Origin of the sequence: Bacillus sp. AP50 (genome assembly GCF_040492675.1) — a bacterium.
In the GTDB taxonomy this organism is placed as follows: Bacteria; Bacillota; Bacilli; order Bacillales; family Bacillaceae_G; genus Bacillus_A; species Bacillus_A cereus.
Window position 1 is genome coordinate 1 of record NZ_JBEUTW010000157.1, and the last position, 26,032, is coordinate 26,032.

Consider the following 26,032-nt stretch of genomic DNA (forward strand, 5'->3'; position numbering starts at 1 on the left):
TCAGTTTTCAAAGAACTACTTAGTCGCTCATTCGCGACTTCCTTATGTTAACATCTTCATTTTTCAATGTCAACTAAGTTTTTTAATTTCTTTTTTGTCGTTTTCTGCGTTTCCGCATCAGCGACGGTTATTAATATATCATGCAGTATATACAGGGTCAATACTTTTTATAAAAAAATTTCACATCCCGTTAAAAACTTAAAAACCGCTGTAAAAATCCTTATAGCGTCCATTCATTCTTCATGGTCCCCCTCCTATTCATTTCATATCTTATCCCTTTATCAATTTACACGAGAGTGAAAATTCTAAATTGTATGTTATATTATTAGTATAGGAGCGTGGTGAGAATGAGCATTAAGTATTCAAACAAAATCAATAAAATCCGGACCTTTGCATTAAGTTTAGTATTTATCGGCCTCTTCATTGCATACTTAGGTGTCTTTTTCCGCGAAAACATTATTATTATGACAACGTTTATGATGGTTGGCTTTTTAAGTGTTATCGCTAGCACTGTCGTTTACTTTTGGATTGGTATGTTATCTACTAAGACTATCCAAATTATTTGCCCAAGCTGTGATAAGCCAACAAAAATGCTCGGCCGTGTCGATGCATGTATGCACTGCAATCAACCTTTAACACTAGATCGAGATCTAGAAGGAAAAGAATTTGATGAAAAGTATAATAAGAAGAGTTATAAATCATAAGTATCAAGGGAAATACGAATTTGCAACACTACAAACGTTTCAACTCATTAAAAAGTTGATTTATTAAAAAATCAACTTTTTAATTGTTTTATTAAATTTATTACACCTATTTTTTCGAAATAACAGTAAACATCCCTGTCATATTAGGCGAATAATCTTTAAAATCATATTTTTCGTAGAATGATGTTTTACCTTGCGACGCAAACAAACCAATGAATGCTTTATCTGGAGCATTCTGATTTAAGTATTCTACTAAAGTATTCATTATTTTCTTTCCAATACCATTCTTTTGATACTCTGGATGAACCACTATATCTTGAATATAGAAATAGATAGCCCCATCACCAACAATTCTCCCCATGCCGATGATTTGATTATTATCCTTGACTGTTATACAGTAAATCGAATTTTGAAGTGATATTTCCGCCACCTCAAAGTTCATATAGTTAGTCCATCCCACAGAATCACATAAATATTTATATTCTTCCAATGTTGGAATGTTATTTTTAATCTCATATTTCTTCAAAATGTCCCCTCCCAGAATTCATTTCCACCAATACAAAGTAAATTCGACAAACTTTTATCTAACCCTCCTTACTAACTTAGCACTGTAAATCCCGATTAACCTCACGCTAATCCTTATATAATAAAGAAAGAGGCTAGCCTCTTTCTTTATTATATATTACGCCTTATGACACTCTGGACAAACGCCATAAATTTCTAAGCGATGACTATTGATAACGAAGCCTGTCGTTTTCGCAGCTTCCTCTTCCAGCTTTTCCAAGCCTCCATAAGGAAAATCAACAATCTTACCACATTTTTCGCAAATCACATGATAATGTTGACTTGTAACATAATCAAATCTACTTGAAGCGTCTCCATAAGTTAATTCCTTTACAAGTCCAACCTCTTTAAACACACGTAAGTTATTATAGACAGTTGCAACACTCATATTTGGAAACTTACCTTCTAATGCTTTATAAATATCATCCGCTGTTGGGTGCGTCATTGATTCCACAAGGTACTCTAAAATAGCATGACGCTGTGGAGTAATGCGTACACCCGTATTTTTCAGCATTTCTAGCGCTTCTTTTAATTCTTCTTTGACCACCGTCATGCACCCCGATTCTATACGGATTATTATTTTATAATTCTTATAAAGAGTGTACTCCTTTTCTTATAAATCGTCAATATTTCTACTATAAGTATGTAGTTTATTTTTATATTCAGGACTTGTTTTTATGTATCTTTCCCTTTTTTCTTCATATATTCCATAGAAAAAAGTGCGACATAATCGCACTTGGAATACTATCATCTGAGGAGGTATGCCCTACACTTCCACTTTATGTAAGGCAGTAAAATATGTATAGACACTTGCCTTGTTTCTGCATATTTTATCTCCAATGTAGATTTATTTTATATAAGAAAGAACATCCTCAATATGTCCTTTCACTTTCACTTTACGCCACTCTTTTACAAGTTCACCGTCTTTATTAATAAGGAATGTAGAACGCTCGATTCCCATATACTCTTTCCCAAAGTTCTTTTTTAACTTCCAAACATCGTATAACTCTGCTACTTTATGATCTTCATCTACTAAAAGTATAAATGGCAATTCATGTTTCTCAATGAATTTCAAATGTCTATTCGCTGAATCAGGACTTACTCCAAGAATAACCGTATCCTTCTCTTGAAATACTCCATACGCATCACGAAAATCACATGCTTCAGTTGTACATCCTGGCGTCATATCTTTCGGATAAAAATAGAGAACTACATTTTTACCGCGGAAATCAGCTAGGCGAACTTCTTCTCCGTTACTTCCCTCTAATGTGAATTCTGGTGCCACTTCTCCTACTGTAATCATAGTTATCACTCCTACTCTTTTCCTTTACTATAACAAATGCTTCCTTATTTTTCATTGTCTATTACAGACCTCATCACAAAAGCAAAAGGGAGTGTATATCCAATTAGCGCTTCTGCGATTGCAATCCATCGCCCAATTCCAATCGGAGATATGTCACCATATCCAACAGACAATAAAGTAACTGCGCTAAAATATAAACAAACTTCGACGAGTTGAAAAGAATGAGCGTTCAAACTTTCTCCATCCTCTTTCAAAACTGCGAAACCCATTTCCTCTAATACAACGTAACTTAATCCAAATGCGATTAGTACTGTTGTATAGATTAAAAATAATGTGGCCAAATTATAGAGCGAAAAAAAACGCGTTGAATCTGAATAGGAACTCCATAATAATTGGACACTTTTCAAAATAGCGATTGCTGCAATTAATAGAATAAATCCCCATACCATGTCCTCCACCTCATTTTATATGTATGAGGTGGAGAACTGATTTATCCCTTAGAAACGAACAAGCTTCTATAATTAATTACCCGCGCCACGATACCTTTTTACCCCTTGGTTCCAGAGGGTGATTGCAATCGTAAAACAGATAATACCAACAATTGGCGTCGCAAACGCATAACTATTCCATTCTGTTTTTCTTAAAAAGTATGCTGCTGGATATACTCCAACAAACGCAAACGGTAAAACGAACGTTAAAATGAAACGAATTACACGATTATAAATATTAACAGGATAGCGCCCGTAATTACCTATGTTATACATAAGAGGCATAATTGAGCTTTTCGCATCCGACCAAAAACCAAGGCTCGCCAACGTAACAAATATCCCTCCATATACAAGTGCTCCTCCTCCTACCATCAATATAAATAAGAAGAAATCATACCAGTAAAAAGATAATTGTAACTCCACAGCTGCATATCCCATTACAACAATCCCTGTAATAGCTCCAATTAAAGATTCAAGTTCCATTCTTTCTAATATAATTTGAAATAGGCTATGGATCGGTCGCGTTAATACACGATCCATCTCCCCTTTAATAATGTATCGATCATTAAAATCCCATATATTAAAGAAAGCTGAAAAGATGGCAAATGGTACTAAAAAGAAACCATAAATAAAGATTACCTCTTCTCGACTCCATCCCTTCAATGCTTGTGTATGCCCAAATACAACGAGAATAAATATTAAATTAACTGCTTGAAGCGATAAATCAGAAAGTAAACCAACGATAAAATCGCCTCGATACTCCAATTTCGTTTTTATATATTGACTTGCATATTGTAAAAATAAGTTTATATATAGCATCTCATCATCCCCCTTGTACAATTAGACGTTTTCTCGCCGTTCTCCACATGAGTACAATTGGAATAATAAGTACAATCGCCCAAATCACTTGAAATACTAAAGCCTCATACAACTTACTCCCCTCTATACCTTCAGAAAAAATCATACTTGGAATATAACTAATAGCCTGAAACGGTAAAAACATCATTGCTTTTTGGGCCCATAACGGATAAAAACTAATTGGTAATAATAGACCTGAAAATAAATCAATAACAACGCGTTTTGCATACATAATTCCACTATTATTAAATAGGAAAAACGTAAGCATTCCCGTCATTAAATTAATTTGTGTATTAATAATAAAGCTAAATATTAAAGATAAGAAGAAATATAACCAAGTTTGAAAATTCGTTGTAATTTGCAACGAAAATAATAACGTAACGATAACCATGCCTGGAATGGAAAAGAAGGCAAAACGGAATATTCCCTCGCCAAGACCTTGCATAACTTTCATTCCCAAATAGTTATACGGACGAATTAATTCTACAGCCACACGTCCTTCTTGAATCTCCATCGCAATTTCCCTATCTATATTATTAAAATAGAAGGCACGTGCCATCCACGCGATTGCGATATACGTGGTCATTTGCGAAATAGATAAACTTTCAATATTCTCTTTTCCGCTATAAATTGCTTGCCATAAAAAATAGTAAGCACCGATATTAATCGTATAAATTAAAATCCCGCTATAGTAATTTGTACGATACGCAAGCATCATTAAAAAGCGAATTCGAATCATTTCAATATACTTACCCATGCGTAATACCTTCTTCATAAATGTTACGAATAATTTCCTCTGTAGACACTTCGTTAATTTTTAAATCTTTAATTTGAAATGCTTGTACTACTTTAGAAATAAGCATTGAAATAATAACTTCTTCATTCGGAATTTTTGCAACCCATGCATTTTCCTCTTTCGCTTTCGACCAAACGACATGATTATCTGGCATAACCATTGATAAAGCCTGATAGGAAACTGGTGCAACAAACTGAAAGTGAATTTCCTTCTCTGCTCCCCACTGCGTACGAAGATTACTTAAAGAACCGTCATACATAATATTCCCTTCATCCAGCATGATAACGCGCTCACATAAAGCTTCAATATCAGTAATATCGTGTGTTGTTAATAAAATTGTTGTTTTATAACGTTCATTCATTTCTTTTAAAAATTCACGTATTTTCAATTTCACAAGTACATCTAACCCAATTGTTGGCTCATCTAAAAATAATAACGGTGGATTATGAATTAAGGCTGCCGCTAATTCACAACGCATCCTTTGACCAAGAGATAATTTTCGAACTGGTTTATCTAATAAAGGCCCTATATCTAACGTTTCAATTACGTGCTCCATATGCTCCTTATACTGAGCGTCTGATACACCGTACACTTTCTTTAATAAACGAAACGATTCTTGTACTGCAATATCCCACCAAAGTTGCGAACGCTGTCCAAAAACAACACCAATTGTTCTTACAAATTCTTCTCTTTGTTTATGTGGGTTCATTCCATTTACTGTGATTTGCCCTGATGTCGGAGTTAAAATCCCCGTAAGCATTTTAATTGTTGTTGATTTACCAGCACCGTTCTCACCGATATAACCAACCATTTCACCTTGCTTTACAGTAAAAGATACATCGTTTACTGCTGGTACTATTTTATAATTACGATTTAATAAATCGCGAAATGCACCCTTTAAGCCCGGACGACTTGAATAGGCTGTAAACTCTTTACGTAACCCTTGTACCTCAATTACCGATTTCATAATCGGACCCCCCTCCTAAATGTCACAACGAATAGTTTACCCAACTGCCTTCGCTATCACAAACAATACGTCTTTTCGAAAAACATGTTAGAATAATACATAGATTTTTGTAAGGAGATGAATTGTAGTGAAATTCACAAAGTCAGAAGCATTACATAAAGAAGCTTTAGAGCATATCGTGGGCGGTGTTAATAGTCCTTCTCGTTCTTTTAAAGCAGTTGGCGGCGGCGCCCCTGTTGCTATGGAACGTGGGAAAGGCGCTTATTTCTGGGATGTAGACGGAAATAAATATATCGATTATTTAGCAGCATACGGTCCTATTATTACTGGACATGCTCATCCGCATATAACAAAAGCAATTACAACAGCTGCTGAAAATGGGGTACTTTATGGAACACCAACAGCGCTAGAGGTAAAATTCGCAAAAATGTTAAAAGAAGCAATGCCTGCATTAGATAAAGTCCGTTTCGTAAACTCTGGTACAGAAGCAGTGATGACAACGATTCGTGTTGCTCGTGCTTATACAGGTCGCACAAAAATCATGAAATTCGCTGGTTGTTACCACGGTCATTCTGATTTAGTACTTGTGGCAGCTGGATCTGGTCCTTCTACTTTAGGAACTCCTGACTCAGCTGGCGTACCACAAAGTATTGCACAAGAAGTTATTACCGTTCCATTTAATAATGTAGAAACTTTAAAAGAGGCTTTAGATAAATGGGGTCATGAAGTAGCAGCTATCCTTGTAGAACCGATCGTTGGAAACTTCGGTATTGTAGAGCCTAAACCAGGATTCCTTGAAAAAGTGAATGAACTTGTTCACGAAGCTGGCGCATTAGTAATTTATGATGAAGTTATTACTGCTTTCCGCTTTATGTACGGTGGTGCTCAAGACTTACTTGGTGTGACACCTGACTTAACAGCGCTTGGTAAAGTTATTGGCGGCGGCTTACCAATCGGTGCTTACGGTGGTAAGAAAGAAATTATGGAACAAGTTGCTCCGCTTGGACCTGCATACCAAGCTGGTACAATGGCAGGAAACCCTGCTTCTATGGCATCAGGTATCGCTTGTCTAGAAGTGCTTCAACAAGAAGGGCTTTATGAGAAATTAGATGAACTTGGTGCAATGCTTGAAAAAGGAATTTTAGAACAAGCAGCGAAACATAATATCGACATTACATTAAACCGTCTAAAAGGGGCTTTAACTGTATACTTCACAACAAATACAATTGAAGATTACGATGCCGCACAAGATACAGACGGTGAAATGTTCGGTAAATTCTTCAAGCTTATGCTTCAAGAAGGAATTAACTTAGCACCTTCTAAATACGAGGCATGGTTCTTAACTACAGAACATACAAAAGAAGATATTGAATATACAATCGAAGCTGTCGGCAGAGCATTTGCCGCCCTAGCAGACAATAAATAATCCCGTCATTAAAAGGAAAAAAGAAAGCTCACCTTTCTTTTTTCCTTTTTTCTATTTCATAAATCCCGTATTAATAGTATAATTATTCATAATTATCTGTTTTATATTCTTTTACAGCATTACTATCTCTGTGTACAAGGTGATTCGCACCTTAAATAGTAAGATTATTCTAATTTTTACAAGAGGGGGGATTGACGGATGCTCAATAAAAAAAATACATGGACACCGTCTTTATTTCGAGATTATAGAAATGCAGAACATGATGCGTGTGGAATCGTTTCCGTTATGGAGAAACGAAAAATTGCTACAAAAGAAAACATTGACCTTTGCATACAATCACTCATCAAAATGAATCATAGAGCTGGTTTCATTAATGGTGAGGGCGATGGCATCGGCATTCACATTGATATACCAAAAACGCTTTGGAATGAAAAACTAAAAAGTAGCGGATATAATCCAACGATTGTGGATCATCCCCACTTTATCGTTGGACATTTTTTTCTAAATAAAAAAGAAGACATTACTGCCTTAAAAGATTATATTCGTACGCAATTAAACAACAAAAACTTTACTATCATTTTCGAAAGTGATGATGTAACAAACTCAGATGCGCTCGGTCCACTTGGTAAACAAGAAGAACCTTTATTTTGGCAAGTTGCCCTTATCGCAGAAAACGAAATTACAAATATTGAGCAAACATTATTTTCTGTCACAATAAAAATAGAGGAAAACGAAGCAATTCATGTTGCTTCATTAAGTCGTGATCATGTTGTATATAAAGTTCTAGGTGCTGGTGATACGCTTGTTGCCTACTATAATGATTTACAACATCCGCTTATCGCTTCAACTATGACATTAGGACATAACCGCTACTCTACTAATACATTATCTAATTTTTTTCGTGTACAACCATTTAGCATTCTCGGACATAATGGTGAAATTAACACAATTGCGAAATTACGCGATCAAGCCGAAATGATTGATGTACCACTTACTGCAGGAGGCAGTGACTCTCAAGATTTAAACCGCACCTTAGAAACCCTACTTGTTCAATACAACTACAGCTTATTTGAAGCAATGGAAATTCTATTCCCACCAATTATTAATGAAATTAAACTTTATGAAACACCTTTACAAGATTTATATACGTATATACGTGAAGCATGGGGACATTTTGCCCAAGGACCAGCTGGCATCATTTCCCGTTTTAAAGATGAAGCTGTTTTCAGCGTTGATTCCCTTGGATTACGCCCAGTATGGAAAGTAGAGACAGAGAGCTCTTATATTTTCTCTTCTGAACCTGGAGTTGTATCACCAACTAAATATGTAGCAGAACCAAAACCACTCGCTCCTGGAGAAAAAGTCGGATTAAAATGGAATGAACAAGATGAACTTGTTCTTTATGAATATGACAAATATCAAATCCAAGTATATAACCGTTTTAAAAAGCGAATTGATACTACCAATTACCATTTAAATTTATCTATCCCTGAAACGAAAAAAATCCAAGGGCTATGTGATTCTGTTCAAGTTGAAACGAAACAATACGTCGCTTTCGGATGGGACCGAGAACATATTCAACTCCTTGAACAGATGGCAACAAAAGGCGTTGAGCCAATACGCTCACTTGGGCATGACTCACCACTTGCCGCACTTGATACTGATAGACGAAATATCGCTGACTTCATTAAAGAAAGTGTAGCTGTTGTTACAAACCCTGCAATTGACCGTGACCGTGAAATTGAACACTTCTCTACACGTACTGTACTTGGAGAGCGTCCAAGTTTATTAAGTGGCGCAAAACGGCCATTTGTAGTTGAAATGCTTTCACCAATTATTTTAGAAGGCAGCGTGGCACAACCTATTGCAGAGGAATTACACACAATTACGTACGAACAACTCATAGAGCTATTTAAAACTCATAACTCTATCGCCACAATCTCTGCTACATTCAGCTCGTCAGAAACTCTACAATGTGCATTAAGCCGCATTAGTTCTGAAGCGATAGCTGCTGTTAACAATGGTGCTTCCCTACTAGTATTAGATGACGCAAAAGCCCATCTAAATGAAAGATTGTGGATTGATCCACATTTAGTTACTGCTAAAGTACATCAAGCATTAAGTGAAAATAAATTACGCCGCAATTGTTCTCTCGTTATACGTTCTGGTGCCCTTCGCTCCTTACATGACATTGTCACGCTATATGGATTAGGAGCAGATAGTATTAATCCATATTTATTATTCGCGACTGTAAATGATGGAACAAAAACACCAATTACGAATCTGTATAATGCACTTAATAAAGGATTAGAAAAAGTCATTTCAACAATTGGAATTCATGAGTTACGTGGTTACGGACGTCTCTATTCATCTATTGGGTTACATGAAGAAATCGCAAATATATTACAGATTACAAATTTCTTCGGTTCAAATGATTTAGCTTTTTCACTTGAATCACTTGCTGAAGATGCAAAAATGCGAGCGGATGATTATAACAATCCTAAAATTAGAATGCGAAAATCATTTCATATATTCCCGCGAATTTGGAAAGCAATCGGCGATGTTGCAAAAGGAAATTCTTATGATGATTACCGTGACAAGTTAAGTGAACTAGAAGAGAATAATCCCATCGCAATCAGACACCTTGTTCAAACGAAACAAACAAAACATGTCGTTCCAACTGAAGAAGTATCTATCGGCATTAAAAACCATGATTTTCCATTTATTATTAGTTCTATGTCATTTGGTTCTCAAAACGAAATTGCCTTTCGCGCATATGCAGAAGCGGCCGATCAGCTAAATATGATTAGCTTGAACGGTGAAGGCGGCGAAATTAAAGATATGATTGGAAAATATCCACATACACGTGGACAACAAGTGGCATCTGGGCGATTTGGAGTAAATGCCGAACTACTAAACTCATCGAACTTAATTGAAATCAAAATTGGTCAAGGCGCAAAGCCTGGGGAAGGTGGGCATTTACCTGGTTCAAAAGTAACAGCCAAAATCGCTGAAGCACGTAATGCGACAATTGGCTCAGATTTAATTTCACCTTCTAATAACCATGATATTTATTCAATTGAAGATTTAGCTCAAATGATTACGGAAATTAAAACAGCTAATCAACTTGCCAAAGTAGCCGTGAAAGTCCCTGTCGTTCCTAATATCGGAACAATTGCTGTCGGTATCGCCAAAGCTGGTGCTGATTTTATTAACATTAGCGGATTCGATGGCGGAACAGGTGCTGCACGTATTCACGCCTTGCAACATGTAGGTCTTCCTGTAGAAATTGGTGTTAAAGCCGCTCACAACGCTTTATTAGAAGCGAGCATGAGACATAAAGTAGAGATTTGGGCAGATGGTGGTATTCGAAGTGTAAATGATGCCTTGAAAATCATGCTTCTCGGAGCAAACCGTATTGGATTTGGCACACTATCAATGATTGCAATCGGCTGCACTACTTGCCGTGGGTGTCATCTAGATACTTGCCATGTCGGAATTGCAACACAAATCGAGTCTGAAGCACAAGCAAAGGAACATGGGTTACGCCGCTTCGTCCCACGCGAATTAGAAAGCGCAGTTACTGGCCTGCTAAATTTATTCACCTCTTTCGGTATAGAACTAAAACGATTAACAGGACAGCTTGGGTATACAAATTTACAAGCAATTGTTGGGCGTTCTGATTTATTAGAGCAAGTTCGAGGCGAAAATTTATTAAACTTACGTAATTTATTACAAATAATAGAACATCCATCTGTTACAACAACAGATGGTGTACCAGAAAAACAATTTAAGACAGTTCATTCCGCTGACTCAAAAGAATTAGTAGGCGTTGGTGTAGAGCAACGCGTTATGGGTGGTCTAGAATCATGTTATCGCGTTCGCAGTAAACTATATGAAGCTACTCAACTTGAACCACTTACATTAAAGTATACGAATGGTTCTATTCCCGGAAATGGGTTAGGCGCTTACAATAGTGAAAATTTATTTATACACGTAAATGGCGGCGCACAAGATGGCATTGGTAAAACTTCCTTTGGTGGTGGGATTTATATAACGAAATCAAAAGGAAAAGACGGAGTATATTATAACGGTTCTGTCGGAAAAGGATTTGGATATGGTGCACAAAAAGGGGCACTATACGTGCAAGGGAACGCTGATGCTCGCGCTGGCATTCGCCTTTCTGGGGCAGACATGATAATTGGAGGTAGAATAACAAAACCACTCCGTGAAAAAGAGCAAGGAAATATAGGGGCATACTCCAATATTAAAGGTTTTGCTTTTGAATATATGACAAATGGGCGAGCGCTTGTTTTAGGTGACCCTGGTCCATGGATTTGCGCTGGCATGACTGGCGGTGTTGTTTATTTGCGTCATGATTCAAACTTAGGCCTAACAGAACAGGCCTTAAAAAGAAGAATTGCAAAAGGGGCAAATGTTACATTACAACCAATTAGTAAAAATGGTTTGAAAGATGTAACTGAATTATTGCTAGACTATATTCGTGTACTAAACGAACATGAGCAATATGAGGAAGTTGCTTTATTAACAGCATTATTAGATGATATACAGAACCAATTTTTTGAGATTATCCCGAAAAAAGAACAGGCAGACCCATCTATCTCAACAGAGTAAAATGAGTAATTTTCATTATTAAGAAAAAATTGACGAAGTACGCTTCTCATAGTAATCTATAGTAACAATTTGAGACCTGCTGAAATTCAGCAGGTTTTTTTACTAAAAACTGATGTTTAAAAGGAATTAGGAAAAATTATAAAGTGAAACTTTAATTAGCCTACACCAATCAAGCGTTTACCGGCATCTAGCTTCTAATTTTTGAGGCAGGAATCTTACTACTCACAATTAGCGGGATAAAATGAACACTAATTTCTTTTAACGTCACTAAAATATCACTTGCTAACATATTGTAATGAATGTATAGTATCATGTTGTACATTCATTATGACAAGAGAAAGGATCTTATTAAGGGTATGAAACTTGGTGCTCGCATTTTAAAAACGGGTATTGCCATCACGTTAGCTTTATTTGCTTGTATTTTACTTCAATTACCGAGTCCGGTATTTGCGGGAATTTCAGCTATCTTTGCTGTTCAACCGTCTGTATACCGTTCTTATTTAACAGCACTTGAACAAATTCAAGCAAATGTAATTGGTGCGATATTTGCTATCGCATTTGCTACTGCTTTTGGACATAATCCTTTTATTATTGGATTAACATGTATATTAGTAATTGCTCTTACATTACAATTACGATTAGAAAACACAATATCAATTGCTTTAGTAACAGTTATCGCCATTATGGAGTATCAAGGCGAAGATTTCTTTAGTTTTGCCTTACTTCGATTTGCGACGATTATGATTGGTATTATTGCGGCTTCACTTGTAAATTTAGTATTTATGCCGCCAAAATATGAAACAAAACTTTATCATCGTATCGTTGATAATACAGAAGAAATTGTAAAATGGATTCGAATGAATAGCAGGCAGGCTTCTGATTTTACAACGCTAAAAACTGATATTGATCGTATGAAAGAAAAAATGATTAAACTAAATCATTACTATTTGCTGTATAAAGAAGAAAGAAGCTATACGAAAAAAGTAAAGTTCGCAAAAATTCGTAAGCTCGTTTTATTCAGACAAATGTTAGCGACAACAAGCCGTGCTTTAAGTACGTTAAAATCATTACACCGTACTGAAAATGAACTGCGCTATATGCCGGAAGAATTTCAGGAATCTATCCAAAATGAACTTGACTCATTAACGCATTATCATGAACAAGTTTTATTAAAATTTATTGGTAAAGCAAAAAAACAACAATCAGTTGAAATGCTTGATGAAGTTGAAACAGGTAAACAAGAATTAATTGATATCTTTATGGAATATCAAAATAAGGACGATGAAGAAGCATATAAAACATGGTTACATCTCTTCCCTCTTATTTCTTCCATCATTAACTATAGCGAAGAAGTAGAGCATTTAGATTTGCTTGTAGATAGCTTCTACACATATCATAAACCAGAAAAAGAACTCCAAATCGATGATAAAAAAGAAGACGAATAAAAAAACAGCTCCTTTTATGGTAAAGGAGCTGTTTCTGTTATATGTTGAAGTTGATATAAATTGTAATAAAATCCTCTTTTTCGCATTAACTCTTCATGAGAACCAGTCTCTTTAATCTCACCGTCTTCAATGTAAATAATCGTATCAACATGCGTAATCGTCGCTAATCGATGTGCGATTATAATCGTTGTCCGGTCAGCGGCTAACGTCTGAAGCGCCTCTTGAATATACCTTTCATTTTCTAAATCTAATGCTGAAGTTGCTTCATCTAATATAAGTACCGACGGATTCTTTAGAAACACTCGTGCAATTGCCACGCGTTGTCTTTGCCCGCCTGATAGCTTCACACCACGTTCTCCAACGACAGTATTATAACCATCTGGTAAGTCTATAATAAAATCATGAATTTGCGCAGCTTTGGCAGCTGCAATCACTTCTTTCTCTGTAGCTTTCGGATTTCCATATAAAATATTAGCTCCAATTGTATCGCTAAACAATAAATTATCCTGCAGTACAATTCCAATATGACTACGCAAATTTCTCATATTGTACTTTCTTACATCTATGCCATCTACATAAACCGCGCCTTCAGAAACATCATAGAAACGCGGGATCAAACTAGCAAGAGATGACTTTCCTCCCCCACTCGCTCCTACAAGCGCTACTTTCTCTCCAGGCTGCATAGTTAATGACAAGTTGTGTAATATCTCTTTTTCATCTGCATTATAACGAAAAGAAACATTGTCAAATACAATTTCTCCATTTAATTTTTTCGTTTGTACCGCATTTGGTACATTAACAATATCGTATTTTTCATCTAACAGTTCAAACACACGGTCCATCGATGCAAAAGATTGTGTTAATGTTGTAGATGAATTAACAAGGCGGCGAAGCGGACTATATAAACTATCCATATATCCAACAAAAGCTACCATCGTTCCTAGCGTTAACTGCCCTTGAATTACTTCATATGCTGCAAAACCAATCACAAGTAACGGACCTAAATCGGTTAACGTATTTACTGCCGAAAATGTTCTTGCCGTCCAACTTGTATGGGTTAATGCTTTCGTTAAAAATTCATTATTTCTTTTTTCAAACTGCTTCCCCTCATACTCTTCTAACGCAAAGCTACGTGTCACTTGCATTCCTTGAATACGTTCATGCAAATACCCTTGCATCGTCGCTAACGCTTGTGAACGCTCTTTCGTCAATTTCCGAAGACGTCCGAAAAAATATTTCACTGCAATTACATAAATAGGTAAAATCAATAACGCAACAAATGTTAATTTTATATTCATAGAAAACATAACAATGATAGCAATAGCAATTGTTGCAGTATCTAACCAGACGTTCATCAAACCAGTAATTACAAAATCCTTCGTTTGTTCTACATCATGGATGACACGCGAAATAATCTCCCCTGTTTTTGTATTGGAGTAATAACGTAAACTTAACTTTTGTAAGTGACCGAAAATATGCTTCCGCAAATCATACAGTATTGTATTTGCGATACGTTGGGCGAAATATTGACGATAATATTCAATCGGTGGTCTTAATACCGCAAAAATAAAAAAAGCAATTCCAATCGCTGTTATTAATTGAGATGTTTTATCTTGAAGTGAGCCCGCGCCTTGAATTACATCATCGATAATATACTTTAATAACCACGGCATAATAAGTGGGATACCGAACTTAACTAGTCCAATAATAATTGTAATAGCAATAAGCCATCGATATGGTTTAACAAATTGTAAATATCTTTTTATGCCTTGCACATAATCCCCCCTCTAATAGGACAAACCTGCCGGGAAGCCCCCTGCAGGTTTGTTTTAATTTCTGTACATTAAATATCGTTCATACCACATATCTACGAAGTCTGGTGCAAATGGACCTTTTCTTTGATGAATCCACTGTGTTAAATGTGCTACATTTCGTTTTAAAATTGTATCAATAACAGGTGGATACTGCATAATTTGACTATGTTTTTCATACTCATCTTCATCTAGAAGCGTATATGTCATATCTGGATATACTTTAATATCTAAATCATAATCAATATACTTTAATGCTTCAGGATCATACGCAAAAGGTGAGCTTAAATTACAATAATAATATACGCCATCTTCCCTAAGCATCCCAATCACATTAAACCAATAGTTGGCATGAAAATAACAAATTGCTGGTTCACGAGTAATCCATGTTCGGCCATCCGATTCTGTAACTACTGTACGATCATTCGCTCCGATTACAAGACTCTGTGTCCCTTTTAAAATTGTTGTTTCTTCCCACATTCTATGAATGGAGCCATTATGTTTATAACTATGTATTTGTACTTTTTCTCCTTCTTTGGGAAATCCCATATATGCTCCCTTCTTTCAACTGCAAATGCCCTTTGAACGGCATTCACTTTTTTTCTATTATAACTTTTTTGTCGAAATTTTAAAACTAAAGGGATAAGACTCTATTTTTCAAACTGAATATGCAGGAGGTTTATCGTTGAATACTATGCCCCAACTCTTCTTAAGAGATAGGGATTGTACTGCATTATTTATAAGCGAGGACATGTAATAGAAAAAGCCCTTCTCTATTTCCATACAAAGAAGGACTTTTCACCTGAAGATAACAATATATCTTATCCTAAATTTGAAATCATTTTTTCAGTTGTAAAAGATTGAATTACACTATTCGTTTGTTCTTCAAATTTCTCATGTAACATCTTCAACGCTACTTCTGTTCTATATATTTCCTGACGGATAAAATGCAGTTCTTTTTTATCGCACGTATCTTTTTCATTCATTTCGATTTGTTGATACTTCTCTAGATGTGCTTGTAACTTTAACAACTCATCCATCGTTTCTAATTGCTCCCCTACCAACTTATCAAAATCGTTCATTACTTACCCCCTTTTGGACTTATTCATCAGTTATTATTCCTAATTACATAATTCTAATTGTTAACTTCCTTCTCCTTTGACTACATTTGTTGACTTATTAGAAGTTATGTCGTTCGCTTTCTTTTCATTACAACGATCCACGCAAAAAGAAAACACTTCTCCCGAATTAGAGAAGTGTTTTTCTTTCATTACTGATTTGAGCTAGAAGATTGTGATTGTTTTGCAGCTGACTTAGCATTTTGTTTTTTCACAGAATGCACGTCTGTTTCAGTTGCAAATTCTGTACCATAACTAGCGTTTGCACTTTGTGCACCAGAAGCTTGTGCTTTCTTTGCTTCTGATTGTGCGTTTGCTTGTTTTACAGCTTGTACATCTGTTTCAGTTGAAAACTCTGTACCATAACTAGCATTTGTACTTTGAATGCTAGCACCAGAAGTTGCTTTGTTATAACCTTGTTGTTTTTTACTCATCTTTCTCACCTCCACAATCAATAATGTAACCAATTCACTTAGAAGCTATCCGTAATTTTCTTTTTTAAAATTTCCGCATATAACTTTTGTTACTCATTCAAACTATAGAAAATGGAGGTGTAAATATGTATATAGGACGCGATATGACTGAACTAACGATGATTTCAAAAAATGAATGGAAAGAAGATGAATTAGCTTATTTTCATCACTCACTACAACAGGTTCTGCCTTATTTAAATGTAGAAGGGCAAAGTATTTACAAAGAAATTGTAGTAGAAATCGAATCAAGAGGCGGCTTACAAGAAGGTGAAGCTAGTTGGACTCATGGGACAAAAATTTCTTACGATTAAAAAAGTGTTCCCTAGATTGGGAACACTTTTTTATTTATTGCATTGTAATTTTCTCCACACAATTTTCATAAATAGTACGGTGTGATTTTGAGAAAGGTAATTGCTCAAATACCTCTTTTGATACAAATTTTAATGTATCTGTATCAACAATATTACCTGTTACTTTTCCGTAAAATACAAATATATCCCAAGTACGATGTGTAAACGTATGTTGTACATTCATTGCGTATTCATCAATAGAAACCTCGAGCTCAAATTTTTCTTTCATATAATCTATAAGCTGTTCCTTCTGATTTCGAATACTTTCTCCAAGTTCCACATTCGGAAACTCCCACATGTTAGCTAACAAACCTGTACTTGGACGTTTATTAATAACGTAACGACCGTCTTCAGTTTGAAGTACACCTGCAACAATAGGTACCATTTTAGGAGCTTTCGCTTTACTTTTTACTGGTAATTCTTTTTGAACACCTTCAGCATACCCTCTGCAATGTTCACGTACAGGACAAAGTAAGCATGCTGGATTTTTCGGAATACAAATTAGTGCACCTAATTCCATCAAACCTTGATTAAAATAAGATGGATTTTCAATCGAAATAATTTCACGCACAATCTCTTCAAAAACTTTTCGAGTCTTTGGTTTTGCAATATCATCCCATACTGATAAAATACGAGATAATACACGCATAACATTTCCATCAACTGCCGGCTCTGGTATACCATATGCGATACTTAAAATAGCACCTTTTGTATATGGTCCGACTCCTTTTAACTTTTCAATTTTCTTTACATCACTTGGTACAACTCCGCCGTATACTTCTTTTACCTCTTTTACTGCCGCATGTAAATTACGTGCTCTAGAATAATATCCTAAACCTTCCCATGCTTTTAATACTTCTTCATCATCTGCGTTCGCTAACGCTTCAAGTGTAGGAAACTTCCCCATAAAATTTGCGTAATATGGTTTTACAGCTTCTACTCTTGTTTGCTGTAACATAATTTCAGAAACCCAAACGCGGTATGGATCTTTATTCTTTCTCCATGGTAAGTCGCGCTGTTCTTCTTCAAACCAACCAATTAAATCATTTTGAAACTGCTCTATATTAAAATTGTTTAGTATTTCAAGTGTCAAACTTGATCCCCCTCATTTTTTTGCATATAAGTACTATTATAAAGATTTTAGGAAAAAATTTAAGTAAGATGATACAGGAAATAGAAGGCAAAGGACTTGAGGTATCGAATAAAAAGAGTTACATTAATAAAAAACGGAGGTGGATTTCTATGGACACAGCCACTCACCTTGTTATGGGTATCACTTTAGGTAGCTTAGCAACATTAGATCCAGCCATAGCACAAAGTGATATTGGCCCCCAAGCTGTTATGCTTGCTACAATTGCTGGTTCCAACATTCCTGACATTGACACAGTTTTAAAATTGCGTAATAACGCTAAATATATAAGAAATCATCGTGGGATTACTCATTCTATTCCTGCGGTAATTCTTTGGTCATTCCTTATAAGTGGCATCTCTTTCGCCTTCTTTTCAGACGCTCCATATCTTCATCTACTGCTTTGGTCATTTATTGCTGTCTTCCTTCACGTCTTTGTAGATATTTTCAATGCCTATGGTACACAAGCATTACGGCCTTTCACAAAAAAATGGGTCGCACTCGGCGTGATTAATACATTCGATACCGTAATTTTCTTTATCCATATACTTGCAATTGCTTGCATGCTCGTCGGTTCTCATAAGGGATATACAGCTTTAGCGGCATATATATTAATGATTGTTTACTATATCGGACGGATTATGATGCACAGAAATATAAGAAGCGTTGTACACAAACGTTTCAAAAATGTCGAAAAGATTATCATTTCTCCTTCTTACCGATTTTACCATTACCATTTAGCAATCGTTACGGCTGATTATTACTACGTTGCGAGATGGCACCGTGGTAACATCATGATATATGATAAGTTCGATCGGGTACCGTTCCCAGACAATAATATTATGCGAGCAGCTAAACAAGATGAAAACATCTCGGCCTTTCTATCTTTCTCTCCTGTATATCGCTGGGATATTTTTGATCATGACCATTATTATGAAGTACGATTCATTGATTTACGATATCGAAGTAAAGATTATTATCCATTTGTTGCAATCGTTCAGCTCGACCACAATTTAAATATTATTAGTTCCTATACAGGATGGATCTTTAGTGAAGAAAAGCTTCGAAAAAAACTGGAATTACTTCCACATTAAAAAAAGCGACTTAAGTCGCTTTTTTTAATGTTTCAAATGATCTTCTTGATTAATTAAATGACTATACTTCGGATTATTTGTACGCATTTCATGAAGGCGTACACCATGATTATTAATCCATGATCGTACCACTTGTTCTGTCATTTCATCGCCTTGATAACGACCTGATTTTGCATAAGTTGTTTGAAAATCTTCCCATAGTAACTCAACCCACGCACGAGCTTGTGCGTAAGAAAGCTTGTCATTCTTGTCTAATAATTCTTTCGTTAATGTTTCATAAATATCATTCATATTATAATCTCCTTTTACCTATTTATCCCTTCATTTCTAAAGGATAGTTTCTTCAATTTTGCACATTCTATAATTGATACTTCTTAAAGAGGTATCAACCGATAATGAGGAGGGCGTTCGTAATGGGTAAACAAGCCGAATTTTGGTCTGAGTCAAAAAACAACAGCAAAATCGACGGTCAACCGAAAGCGAAATCACGCTTCGCTTCGAAACGACCTAACGGCACAATTAACACGCACCCACAAGAACGTATGCGTACTGCAAATCAGCAGGAAGAGTAATACAAATTAAATTAACTTCCTACACGAGGTGATAAAGATGAGCTACCGTGATCGCTTAGATAGTCGTTCTGAATTATTTAACCATACGTGGACTCGTCCAAAACATGCGAAAGCGCAAGTTAACGGACAGACGCAACAAACCCAGTCTCTCATTATATTGGCAAATGAATGTAAAAAACGCCAATTTTAGAATCTCCTATCTCCTTTAACGCCTACCAAAGATGAAAACCAGAGAGATATATGCTCTCTGGTTTTTATTTTTCTTGCAATAAGGAAATTGGTATGCCAATCTCTTCATTATCATTTTGCTTATATCCCCAAGCAAATACCCCATTGAAATACGTAATTTTAAATAATACACCAGGTTCTTCTACTAATTCATATGTTTCACCAATACGGAATTTGTTTATATCCGTCATATAAGCACGAGCCATTGCCATTTTTCTCATTAATACATCAAATTCATTGACAATCCCAAGCTGCTCAGCTTTTACTGCTTGCTCCTTCAAAGCGCCAATTTCTTCCCTTAGCTCATGCGGTGTCATTTCACTGTAGCGTTTTGGCATATTCATCTTATTCTCCTCATTCCTCTTCGCGTTTCATTTGCAAAAATATCTCGATTTCATCAATAGAGAATCCTTTTCGATATAACGCTTGTTTCATCTTGTTTTCAAATGTCCATCCATCATGCTTCTTATATTTCTCATAATATTTATTCCCATGATAGTGTAACGCTTCTTGTTGCTTTTCGTCATCTTTTTCGTCTTTCAATTCTTCCAAACAAATTTGAATTACTTCTCTAGAATATCCTTTTCGAACAAGCATCTCATCTAACTTTAGTTTCATTTGTAAAAAAGAATGTTTTTGATAAGATTTTTTCTTCTTCTCTATGAGAAACAAGGCATTCTCAATTTGCTTTTCCTTCGGATATTCTTGTAAACTATGTGTAATAATTAAATCCTGAACACCTTTATTTAATAACTCTCTTTTAATAACAGTTGGACCTTTTCGATTCACATTACTTTGCGTTCGCGTATATAAAACAGCATACTCTTTATCATTAATATATCGGTCATGTAATAATTTCGAAACGACTTCAGAGATGATGGCCTGTCCCACTTCTTTTTTTCGTAAAAAATCTTCTATTTCTTGTTTTGTTCTCATTTGATAGGATAAATAGGAGATTGCTTGTAAATATGCTTTTTGCACTTCTTCATTGTACAAAATATTTCCTAACTCGATTTCATCAATTTCTAAGCCTTTTTGTAATCCATGTTTTATTAAGATTACTTGATCCACACTAAATCCGTACTCTTCGCCTTGACCTTTATCAATATAAATATTAAATCGTTCTTTCGATCGTTTTTGTACTTCTATTTTTGTAATGACAGCCATACTCTCACCTCTCTATTATTTTAACATAGTCGAGGAACATTTTTTCTTTTCAAGAATATATATAATGAGGAGGAAATACTTGTGAAAATCGCAATTTCTGGTGGTACAGGCTTTATCGGCAAATCCCTTTCTACTTTTTTTATTCAAAAAGGATATACTGTTTACATTCTCACACGAAAAAAAACTACTGAAACTTCCGATCCTAACCTTCAGTATGTTCAATGGACACCAGATTTACAAACCTTCCCCCTCTCTTCTATTGATGTAGTTATTAATCTAGCCGGAGAGTCTATTAATAGTAGATGGACAAAGCAACAAAAGAAAGCCATTTTAAACAGTAGAATTCAAACAACAAAAGGACTCATTAAACAATTGCAGGGACTCCATACAAAGCCACACACATTTATTAACGCAAGTGCTATTGGATACTATGGAACGTCTGAAATAGAGTCTTTTACAGAACAGCATGAGACTCCTGGAAATGACTTTTTAGCAAATACAGTATATTCATGGGAACAAGAAGCATCTAAAGCACGTTCTCTCGGAATACGAACAATCTACGCAAGATTTGGAGTTGTATTAGGTGCAAATGAAGGAGCTCTTCCAAAAATGCTACTTCCCTATCAATTCTATATCGGCGGCACCATTGGTTCTGGGAAGCAATGGTTATCATGGATTCATATAGACGATGTCGTTCGTATGATGGATTTCATTATACACAAAAAAGAAATTGATGGTCCTCTTAATATGACAGCACCAACACCTATAAGAATGAAGGAATTTGGAGAAACCATTGCAACTATAATGAAAAAGCCTCATTGGTTGCCTGTACCTTCTTTTATCATTCAAACTTTATTAGGTGAAATGAGCATACTTGTACTAGAAGGGCAACGTGTATTACCCATTAAAGCAATTGAACATGGATACCAATACACATTTCCAGAAATAGACCATGCATTACAAAATATACTTTCGCATACAATGTAGTACTTCTAAAACACAATTTTACATGGGCTCTTTCAAAACTTTCATTTTCTAGGATCCGAAGCATTACCATACAAATAACCTTTCAGTTACTTTCCCTTAACTTCCATTAGCATTATAAAGTAACAGAAATGAGGTACCTATGAAAATATTGCTCAAACAAGCCATTGTATACCCTATTACATCTCAAAAATTTCAAGGAGATGTACTCGTTACAGGAGAGCGAATTACCGAGGTCAAACCTTTTATTCCACCTACTCAAGATATGACCGTTATAGATGCACGAGCACTCCATCTCTTACCTGGCTTTATTGATGTCCATACTCACCTTGGTCTCTATGATGAAGGTACTGGTTGGGCTGGAAATGATGCCAATGAAACATCTGAAGTTTCAACACCACATATTCGTTCTTTAGATGGAATCCATCCTTTCGATATTGCCTTTCAAGACGCTGTACAAAACGGAATTACAACCGTTCACGTTATGCCTGGCAGTCAAAATATTATCGGGGGTACTACTTGTGTAATAAAAACAGCTGGAACTTGTATTGATCATATGATTATTCAAGAACCTGCTGGTTTAAAGATTGCCTTTGGAGAAAATCCTAAAAAAGTCCATAGTAATGGAACAAAAGAATCCATTACACGTATGGGGATTATGGGGTTACTTCGGGAATCATTCTATGAAGCACAACACTACGGGCACGAAGCTGATTTTCGAATGCTTCCTATTTTAAAAGCATTACGTCGTGAAATACCCGTACGTATCCACGCTCACCGAGCAGATGATATTAGTTCTGCTCTACGCTTTGCAACAGAATTCAATCTCGATTTACGCATTGAACATTGCACAGAAGGACACTTTATTGTTGAAGAACTTTCAAAACACAATTTGAAGGTTTCAGTTGGTCCCACTCTGACACGCCGTTCTAAAATCGAACTAAAAAATAAAACATGGGATACTTACCATATATTATCAAAAAATGGTGTGGAAGTTTCTATCACAACAGATCATCCTTATACACCCATTCAATATTTAAATGTTTGCGCTGCTGTTGCAGTAAGAGAAGGGTTAGACGAGAAAACAGCACTAGAAGGAATCACCATATTCCCAGCACGAAATTTGCGTTTAGAGGATAGAATTGGAAGCATCGAAGTTGGAAAAGACGCCGATCTCGTGCTATGGACTCATCATCCTTTCCATTATTTAGCCAAGCCTGTACTAACTATGATTGATGGAAAAATAATTTACAAAAAAAATAAAAAAAACTAGTTTATTTTTTTGACTAGATAAAGTATTATACGATTATAAACTGAATGAAACCATAATCAATTTGTGTCGTGATTATCATTTTCAAATTGATGAATGGGGAAGGCAAATGGTGCGCCACCAGCGTTAGAAACTGGTTCTAGTGGGTTCGATTCCCACCCCGAAATTTTTTAAAGATTGATATAAAAATTTCGAGGGTGGGGTGTTTTTTCGTCATGCTACCCTCGTGTGAGGAGGAGTTAGTATGTTGAAAAAACGCGACTTACACGACAGCCACGTTCTATACGAGTTAATGGTGGATTCAGCTGTCTTCCCTTTTGTGCGTCAAAAGGCTTATTCTTATGAAGAATATTTATTCTTAACGAAACAAACGATTGAAGCTGAAGAGCGTGGTGAATTAATTTCACGCACAATTTTAGATGAATGGGGTAACCCTATCGGAACAATTACTTTATTTGATGTGCAAGAAAAAGCTGGATTTCTCGGGACATGGCTTGGCAAACCATATCATGGAAAAGGCTATAACAAATTGGCAAAAGATTCATTTTTTAGTGAACTTTTCTATGAATTAGATATTGAAACAATTTTCATGCGTATTCGTAAAATAAATATTCGTTCTATTAAAGCTGCAGAAAAACTGCAATATGTGAATCTAGCAAACGAAACAAGAAAAGCCGTATATGATGAAATTAACGCAAACGAAGAAGTGTATAACTTATATGAAATTCCAAAAGATCAATACACACTTGCTACAATGCGAGATACAACCTTCCAAGATGCTCATCAATTAAAAGAAGCGTAATCTAAATTTTCTGAAATGATAATCAATCGTTAACATTTTCCATATGCGTATATCCCCTCATGTCTTTGGAAACGATAAATAGTAACTTTAAGACACGAGGTGATTTGTAATGGATAAAAAGAAACGTGATAAAGCAAAAAACACATTATCTAGTACACAAGAAGTTCTCTATCAACGCGAATTTCAAAAAGCAGATCGTGCAGCAGGATATCGCTCGAAAAGCATTTAAAGTGAAAATGAATAATTAGAAGTTCCCCCCCTAATTATTCATTTTCATTACATAATTTTCTCGACTGATAGAAGTAAGCAAAAAAGCCCCTTATACATAAGGGACTTTTTTGCTGTGGACAACTTTATCCACAAAACCGATGAAATTGTTAGTAATTTTCAAAAACATTTAATATTTTTCTATATTAAAGCATATATCAGCTGTTTTAATTGTGGATATTTTTCTAAAAATTGTGGACAATGTGGATATAGTTGTTAATATTCCGACTTTACTGTTTAATGAAAGCGCAATCCTTTTGTGGATAACTCACTAAATTTTCTTTAAAAATAATAAAGAACCCTCTTTACATATACAAAGAGGGTTTCATATTAAGTAAAAGATTGTGCAAGAGCAGGTGATTTAATAGGTATATGACGCGGTTCTGCATGATTTTCCGCCAAAATTGCATCTACAATATGGCCAGCTGGCTCTGGAAGATAGATGCTTTTCATTGCTTCTTTCATTTGAAGAAGCTTCACATCATCTTGTAATAATGCCTCTGTTTTTGCAAAAACCTCACTATCATCGCGAATGACAACTGCTGCTCCCTTTCTTTCAAAGTACATCGCATTTTCATTTTCTTGTCCTGGAACAGGCTTATATAAAATGACAGGTACTTGCAACGCTGCTGCTTCACTTAATGTTATTCCGCCTGGCTTCGTAATCATACAAGAAGTAACACGGAATAATTCATCAATATTTTCAACATACCCAAACACTTTTAATGCATCGGAATTTTGCTTCTGTAAACTTAATAAATCCTGTTTTAAAGCTTCATTTTTCCCACAAACGACAACTACTTGTAAATTAGGCACTGACATAAATGATTGGCATAGTTCTTTTACATTTCCTAATACCCCATGAGCACCTGCTACAATTAGTAAAATCTTTTTATTCTTACATAACTGATATTTATTATATATGATTTCTGGATTTACCTTTAACTCAAAACTACTCCGAATTGGAATTCCTGTTTCAACAATTTGTTCCGCAGGTACACCGATATCAACCATCAATTCTTTCACATGATCCGTTGCAACAAAATAACGATCTACTTCTCGATGAATCCATATTTTGTGCACGCAAAAATCCGTTAATACGTTATAGACAGGAATTGAAATACCTGTTTGTTTCTTTAATTCTGGTACAGCGATAATTGGAAATGTATTAATTACAATATCTGGTTTCTCCACCTGTAAAAGTGTTTTCAAACGTTTCCTTCCAAAGTTCGCATACCAAGATGCTATTTTCTTATCATAAATTTTTTCTACCCCGTAATAAAACAAACGATATAATTCTTTTCCTATTGTATAACTTTTTAAATATAGATATTTTGTAATGTCAGTTATAAATGGATGTGATTCTCCAAACAAGTCGCATACAATAACATCTTCAATTCCTTTTTGGCGAAATGTTTGTTCTAATGTTTTTGCTACTTGCACATGACCATTACCGTAATGTGCAGTTAATATTAAAACCTTGGGGTTTTTTATCAAACAAATCCACTCCTAGCTTTTTGTTTCTCCATATTGCATATACGACAATAGGAAAAACATTTTCCTTAAAAATTACATAAACAG

28 protein-coding genes are annotated in these 26,032 nt (G+C 35.4%); 12 read left to right on the forward strand and 16 right to left on the reverse strand.

Annotated elements, in window-relative coordinates; genetic code table 11:
* Positions 1–347 precede the first annotated feature (347 nt).
* Positions 348–704: a YgzB family protein gene (locus ABWK52_RS13730; protein WP_000025066.1), complete on the forward strand. Its 357-nt coding sequence runs from the start codon at positions 348–350 to the stop codon at positions 702–704.
* A gap of 106 nt (positions 705–810) precedes the next feature.
* Here ABWK52_RS13730 and ABWK52_RS13735 read toward each other — a convergent pair whose 3' ends face one another.
* The 7 genes from ABWK52_RS13735 to ABWK52_RS13765 all read right to left on the reverse strand — a co-directional run bounded on the left by ABWK52_RS13735 (position 811) and on the right by ABWK52_RS13765 (position 5,680).
* Entirely contained in the window at positions 811–1,230 is a 420-nt protein-coding gene (locus tag ABWK52_RS13735) for a GNAT family N-acetyltransferase (RefSeq protein WP_000759738.1), read from the reverse strand.
* 156 nt (positions 1,231–1,386) lie between these two features.
* On the reverse strand, positions 1,387–1,815 hold the full coding sequence (gene perR / locus ABWK52_RS13740; protein WP_000237829.1) for a peroxide-responsive transcriptional repressor PerR: 429 nt from the start codon (positions 1,813–1,815) through the stop codon (positions 1,387–1,389).
* A gap of 300 nt (positions 1,816–2,115) precedes the next feature.
* Entirely contained in the window at positions 2,116–2,571 is a 456-nt protein-coding gene (gene bcp, locus ABWK52_RS13745; protein ID WP_000633729.1) for a thioredoxin-dependent thiol peroxidase, read from the reverse strand.
* A gap of 44 nt (positions 2,572–2,615) precedes the next feature.
* Positions 2,616–3,020 carry a potassium channel family protein gene (locus ABWK52_RS13750; RefSeq protein ID WP_098542205.1) on the reverse strand — a complete coding sequence of 135 codons (405 nt, stop codon included), beginning with the start codon at positions 3,018–3,020 and terminating at the stop codon, positions 2,616–2,618.
* Positions 3,021–3,092: 72 nt separating this feature from the next.
* Positions 3,093–3,878, reverse strand: coding sequence for an ABC transporter permease (locus ABWK52_RS13755; protein WP_000965772.1), 786 nt, complete (start codon positions 3,876–3,878; stop codon positions 3,093–3,095).
* Between the two features lie 4 nt (positions 3,879–3,882).
* On the reverse strand, positions 3,883–4,674 hold the full coding sequence (locus ABWK52_RS13760) for an ABC transporter permease (protein WP_353771959.1): 792 nt from the start codon (positions 4,672–4,674) through the stop codon (positions 3,883–3,885).
* A complete protein-coding gene (locus ABWK52_RS13765; protein ID WP_000843658.1) occupies positions 4,667–5,680 on the reverse strand; it encodes an ABC transporter ATP-binding protein in 1,014 nt (337 codons plus the stop codon). The genes ABWK52_RS13760 and ABWK52_RS13765 overlap by 8 nt, the downstream gene beginning before the upstream one ends.
* 127 nt (positions 5,681–5,807) lie before the next feature.
* On the opposite strand from ABWK52_RS13765, the gene hemL reads away from it, so the two are divergent.
* The 3 genes from hemL (at position 5,808) to ABWK52_RS13780 (ending at position 13,186) form a co-directional block, all read left to right on the forward strand.
* On the forward strand, positions 5,808–7,106 hold the full coding sequence (hemL, locus tag ABWK52_RS13770) for a glutamate-1-semialdehyde-2,1-aminomutase (RefSeq protein ID WP_000673239.1): 1,299 nt from the start codon (positions 5,808–5,810) through the stop codon (positions 7,104–7,106).
* A 198-nt stretch (positions 7,107–7,304) separates the two neighbouring features.
* The gene (locus ABWK52_RS13775) at positions 7,305–11,741 is read left to right on the forward strand and encodes a glutamate synthase-related protein (protein WP_000932751.1); all 4,437 of its coding nucleotides are present in this window, start codon (positions 7,305–7,307) and stop codon (positions 11,739–11,741) included.
* A 356-nt stretch (positions 11,742–12,097) separates the two neighbouring features.
* On the forward strand, positions 12,098–13,186 hold the full coding sequence (locus ABWK52_RS13780) for an aromatic acid exporter family protein (protein WP_000765787.1): 1,089 nt from the start codon (positions 12,098–12,100) through the stop codon (positions 13,184–13,186).
* A 14-nt stretch (positions 13,187–13,200) separates the two neighbouring features.
* Here ABWK52_RS13780 and ABWK52_RS13785 read toward each other — a convergent pair whose 3' ends face one another.
* The 4 genes from ABWK52_RS13785 to ABWK52_RS13800 form a co-directional block, all read right to left on the reverse strand.
* A complete protein-coding gene (locus ABWK52_RS13785) occupies positions 13,201–14,961 on the reverse strand; it encodes an ABC transporter ATP-binding protein (protein WP_001161596.1) in 1,761 nt (586 codons plus the stop codon).
* Between the two features lie 54 nt (positions 14,962–15,015).
* Entirely contained in the window at positions 15,016–15,546 is a 531-nt protein-coding gene (gene ntdP / locus ABWK52_RS13790) for a nucleoside tri-diphosphate phosphatase (protein ID WP_000506624.1), read from the reverse strand.
* Between the two features lie 272 nt (positions 15,547–15,818).
* Positions 15,819–16,079 (reverse strand): YgaB family protein, encoded by a 261-nt coding sequence (locus ABWK52_RS13795; RefSeq protein ID WP_000997577.1) that lies wholly within the window; start codon positions 16,077–16,079, stop codon positions 15,819–15,821.
* A 188-nt stretch (positions 16,080–16,267) separates the two neighbouring features.
* Positions 16,268–16,549, reverse strand: coding sequence for a gamma-type small acid-soluble spore protein (locus ABWK52_RS13800; RefSeq protein ID WP_000039046.1), 282 nt, complete (start codon positions 16,547–16,549; stop codon positions 16,268–16,270).
* 125 nt (positions 16,550–16,674) lie between these two features.
* On the opposite strand from ABWK52_RS13800, the gene ABWK52_RS13805 reads away from it, so the two are divergent.
* Complete coding sequence (locus tag ABWK52_RS13805) at positions 16,675–16,899, forward strand: hypothetical protein (RefSeq protein WP_000275436.1); 225 nt, start codon at positions 16,675–16,677, stop codon at positions 16,897–16,899.
* 34 nt (positions 16,900–16,933) lie between these two features.
* On the opposite strand, the gene mutY is transcribed toward ABWK52_RS13805, so the two are convergent.
* On the reverse strand, positions 16,934–18,031 hold the full coding sequence (gene mutY, locus ABWK52_RS13810; RefSeq protein ID WP_000171391.1) for an A/G-specific adenine glycosylase: 1,098 nt from the start codon (positions 18,029–18,031) through the stop codon (positions 16,934–16,936).
* Positions 18,032–18,180: 149 nt separating this feature from the next.
* Here mutY and ABWK52_RS13815 point away from each other — a divergent pair, with 149 nt between their 5' ends.
* A complete protein-coding gene (locus ABWK52_RS13815) occupies positions 18,181–19,161 on the forward strand; it encodes a metal-dependent hydrolase (protein ID WP_000379106.1) in 981 nt (326 codons plus the stop codon).
* A gap of 24 nt (positions 19,162–19,185) precedes the next feature.
* Here ABWK52_RS13815 and ABWK52_RS13820 read toward each other — a convergent pair whose 3' ends face one another.
* On the reverse strand, positions 19,186–19,452 hold the full coding sequence (locus ABWK52_RS13820) for a YfhJ family protein (protein WP_000998166.1): 267 nt from the start codon (positions 19,450–19,452) through the stop codon (positions 19,186–19,188).
* Positions 19,453–19,574: 122 nt separating this feature from the next.
* Here ABWK52_RS13820 and ABWK52_RS13825 point away from each other — a divergent pair, with 122 nt between their 5' ends.
* Both ABWK52_RS13825 and ABWK52_RS13830 read left to right on the forward strand, forming a co-directional pair.
* A complete protein-coding gene (locus ABWK52_RS13825) occupies positions 19,575–19,733 on the forward strand; it encodes a small, acid-soluble spore protein K (protein ID WP_353771960.1) in 159 nt (52 codons plus the stop codon).
* Positions 19,734–19,770: 37 nt separating this feature from the next.
* A complete protein-coding gene (locus ABWK52_RS13830; protein ID WP_000122093.1) occupies positions 19,771–19,923 on the forward strand; it encodes a YpzG family protein in 153 nt (50 codons plus the stop codon).
* A gap of 64 nt (positions 19,924–19,987) precedes the next feature.
* Here the strand turns inward: ABWK52_RS13830 and ABWK52_RS13835 are convergent, their stop codons facing one another.
* Both ABWK52_RS13835 and recX read right to left on the reverse strand, forming a co-directional pair.
* Positions 19,988–20,305, reverse strand: a complete 318-nt coding sequence (locus ABWK52_RS13835; protein ID WP_001057024.1) for a YfhH family protein — start codon at positions 20,303–20,305, stop codon at positions 19,988–19,990.
* A gap of 10 nt (positions 20,306–20,315) precedes the next feature.
* A complete protein-coding gene (gene recX, locus ABWK52_RS13840) occupies positions 20,316–21,128 on the reverse strand; it encodes a recombination regulator RecX (RefSeq protein ID WP_000268502.1) in 813 nt (270 codons plus the stop codon).
* A gap of 81 nt (positions 21,129–21,209) precedes the next feature.
* Between recX and ABWK52_RS13845 the strand changes: the two genes are divergently transcribed.
* From ABWK52_RS13845 to ABWK52_RS13860, 4 genes are all read left to right on the forward strand, one after another.
* Positions 21,210–22,115, forward strand: a complete 906-nt coding sequence (locus ABWK52_RS13845) for a TIGR01777 family oxidoreductase (protein WP_000684380.1) — start codon at positions 21,210–21,212, stop codon at positions 22,113–22,115.
* A 139-nt stretch (positions 22,116–22,254) separates the two neighbouring features.
* Positions 22,255–23,385, forward strand: coding sequence for an amidohydrolase (locus ABWK52_RS13850; RefSeq protein WP_000698314.1), 1,131 nt, complete (start codon positions 22,255–22,257; stop codon positions 23,383–23,385).
* A 241-nt stretch (positions 23,386–23,626) separates the two neighbouring features.
* Entirely contained in the window at positions 23,627–24,184 is a 558-nt protein-coding gene (locus tag ABWK52_RS13855; RefSeq protein ID WP_098542203.1) for a GNAT family N-acetyltransferase, read from the forward strand.
* Between the two features lie 109 nt (positions 24,185–24,293).
* On the forward strand, positions 24,294–24,413 hold the full coding sequence (locus ABWK52_RS13860; RefSeq protein WP_000358482.1) for a YfhE family protein: 120 nt from the start codon (positions 24,294–24,296) through the stop codon (positions 24,411–24,413).
* A gap of 368 nt (positions 24,414–24,781) precedes the next feature.
* Here ABWK52_RS13860 and ABWK52_RS13865 read toward each other — a convergent pair whose 3' ends face one another.
* Complete coding sequence (locus tag ABWK52_RS13865) at positions 24,782–25,948, reverse strand: diglucosyl diacylglycerol synthase (protein WP_000594688.1); 1,167 nt, start codon at positions 25,946–25,948, stop codon at positions 24,782–24,784.
* Positions 25,949–26,032 lie beyond the last annotated feature (84 nt).

Excerpts from the sequence above, each read along its gene's own strand:
- ABWK52_RS13730 (WP_000025066.1), top strand. The coding sequence starts at position 348 with ATGAGCATTAAGTATTCAAACAAAATCAATAAAATCCGGACCTTTGCA.
- bcp (WP_000633729.1), bottom strand. The coding sequence starts at position 2,571 with ATGATTACAGTAGGAGAAGTGGCACCAGAATTCACATTAGAGGGAAGT.
- ABWK52_RS13750 (WP_098542205.1), bottom strand. The coding sequence starts at position 3,020 with ATGGTATGGGGATTTATTCTATTAATTGCAGCAATCGCTATTTTGAAA.
- ABWK52_RS13755 (WP_000965772.1), bottom strand. The coding sequence starts at position 3,878 with ATGCTATATATAAACTTATTTTTACAATATGCAAGTCAATATATAAAA.
- ABWK52_RS13760 (WP_353771959.1), bottom strand. The coding sequence starts at position 4,674 with ATGGGTAAGTATATTGAAATGATTCGAATTCGCTTTTTAATGATGCTT.
- ABWK52_RS13765 (WP_000843658.1), bottom strand. The coding sequence starts at position 5,680 with ATGAAATCGGTAATTGAGGTACAAGGGTTACGTAAAGAGTTTACAGCC.
- ABWK52_RS13775 (WP_000932751.1), top strand. The coding sequence starts at position 7,305 with ATGCTCAATAAAAAAAATACATGGACACCGTCTTTATTTCGAGATTAT.
- ABWK52_RS13780 (WP_000765787.1), top strand. The coding sequence starts at position 12,098 with ATGAAACTTGGTGCTCGCATTTTAAAAACGGGTATTGCCATCACGTTA.
- ntdP (WP_000506624.1), bottom strand. The coding sequence starts at position 15,546 with ATGGGATTTCCCAAAGAAGGAGAAAAAGTACAAATACATAGTTATAAA.
- ABWK52_RS13795 (WP_000997577.1), bottom strand. The coding sequence starts at position 16,079 with ATGAACGATTTTGATAAGTTGGTAGGGGAGCAATTAGAAACGATGGAT.
- ABWK52_RS13800 (WP_000039046.1), bottom strand. The coding sequence starts at position 16,549 with ATGAGTAAAAAACAACAAGGTTATAACAAAGCAACTTCTGGTGCTAGC.
- ABWK52_RS13805 (WP_000275436.1), top strand. The coding sequence starts at position 16,675 with ATGTATATAGGACGCGATATGACTGAACTAACGATGATTTCAAAAAAT.
- ABWK52_RS13815 (WP_000379106.1), top strand. The coding sequence starts at position 18,181 with ATGGACACAGCCACTCACCTTGTTATGGGTATCACTTTAGGTAGCTTA.
- ABWK52_RS13820 (WP_000998166.1), bottom strand. The coding sequence starts at position 19,452 with ATGAATGATATTTATGAAACATTAACGAAAGAATTATTAGACAAGAAT.
- ABWK52_RS13825 (WP_353771960.1), top strand. The coding sequence starts at position 19,575 with ATGGGTAAACAAGCCGAATTTTGGTCTGAGTCAAAAAACAACAGCAAA.
- ABWK52_RS13830 (WP_000122093.1), top strand. The coding sequence starts at position 19,771 with ATGAGCTACCGTGATCGCTTAGATAGTCGTTCTGAATTATTTAACCAT.
- ABWK52_RS13835 (WP_001057024.1), bottom strand. The coding sequence starts at position 20,305 with ATGAATATGCCAAAACGCTACAGTGAAATGACACCGCATGAGCTAAGG.
- recX (WP_000268502.1), bottom strand. The coding sequence starts at position 21,128 with ATGGCTGTCATTACAAAAATAGAAGTACAAAAACGATCGAAAGAACGA.
- ABWK52_RS13850 (WP_000698314.1), top strand. The coding sequence starts at position 22,255 with ATGAAAATATTGCTCAAACAAGCCATTGTATACCCTATTACATCTCAA.
- ABWK52_RS13855 (WP_098542203.1), top strand. The coding sequence starts at position 23,627 with ATGTTGAAAAAACGCGACTTACACGACAGCCACGTTCTATACGAGTTA.
- ABWK52_RS13860 (WP_000358482.1), top strand. The coding sequence starts at position 24,294 with ATGGATAAAAAGAAACGTGATAAAGCAAAAAACACATTATCTAGTACA.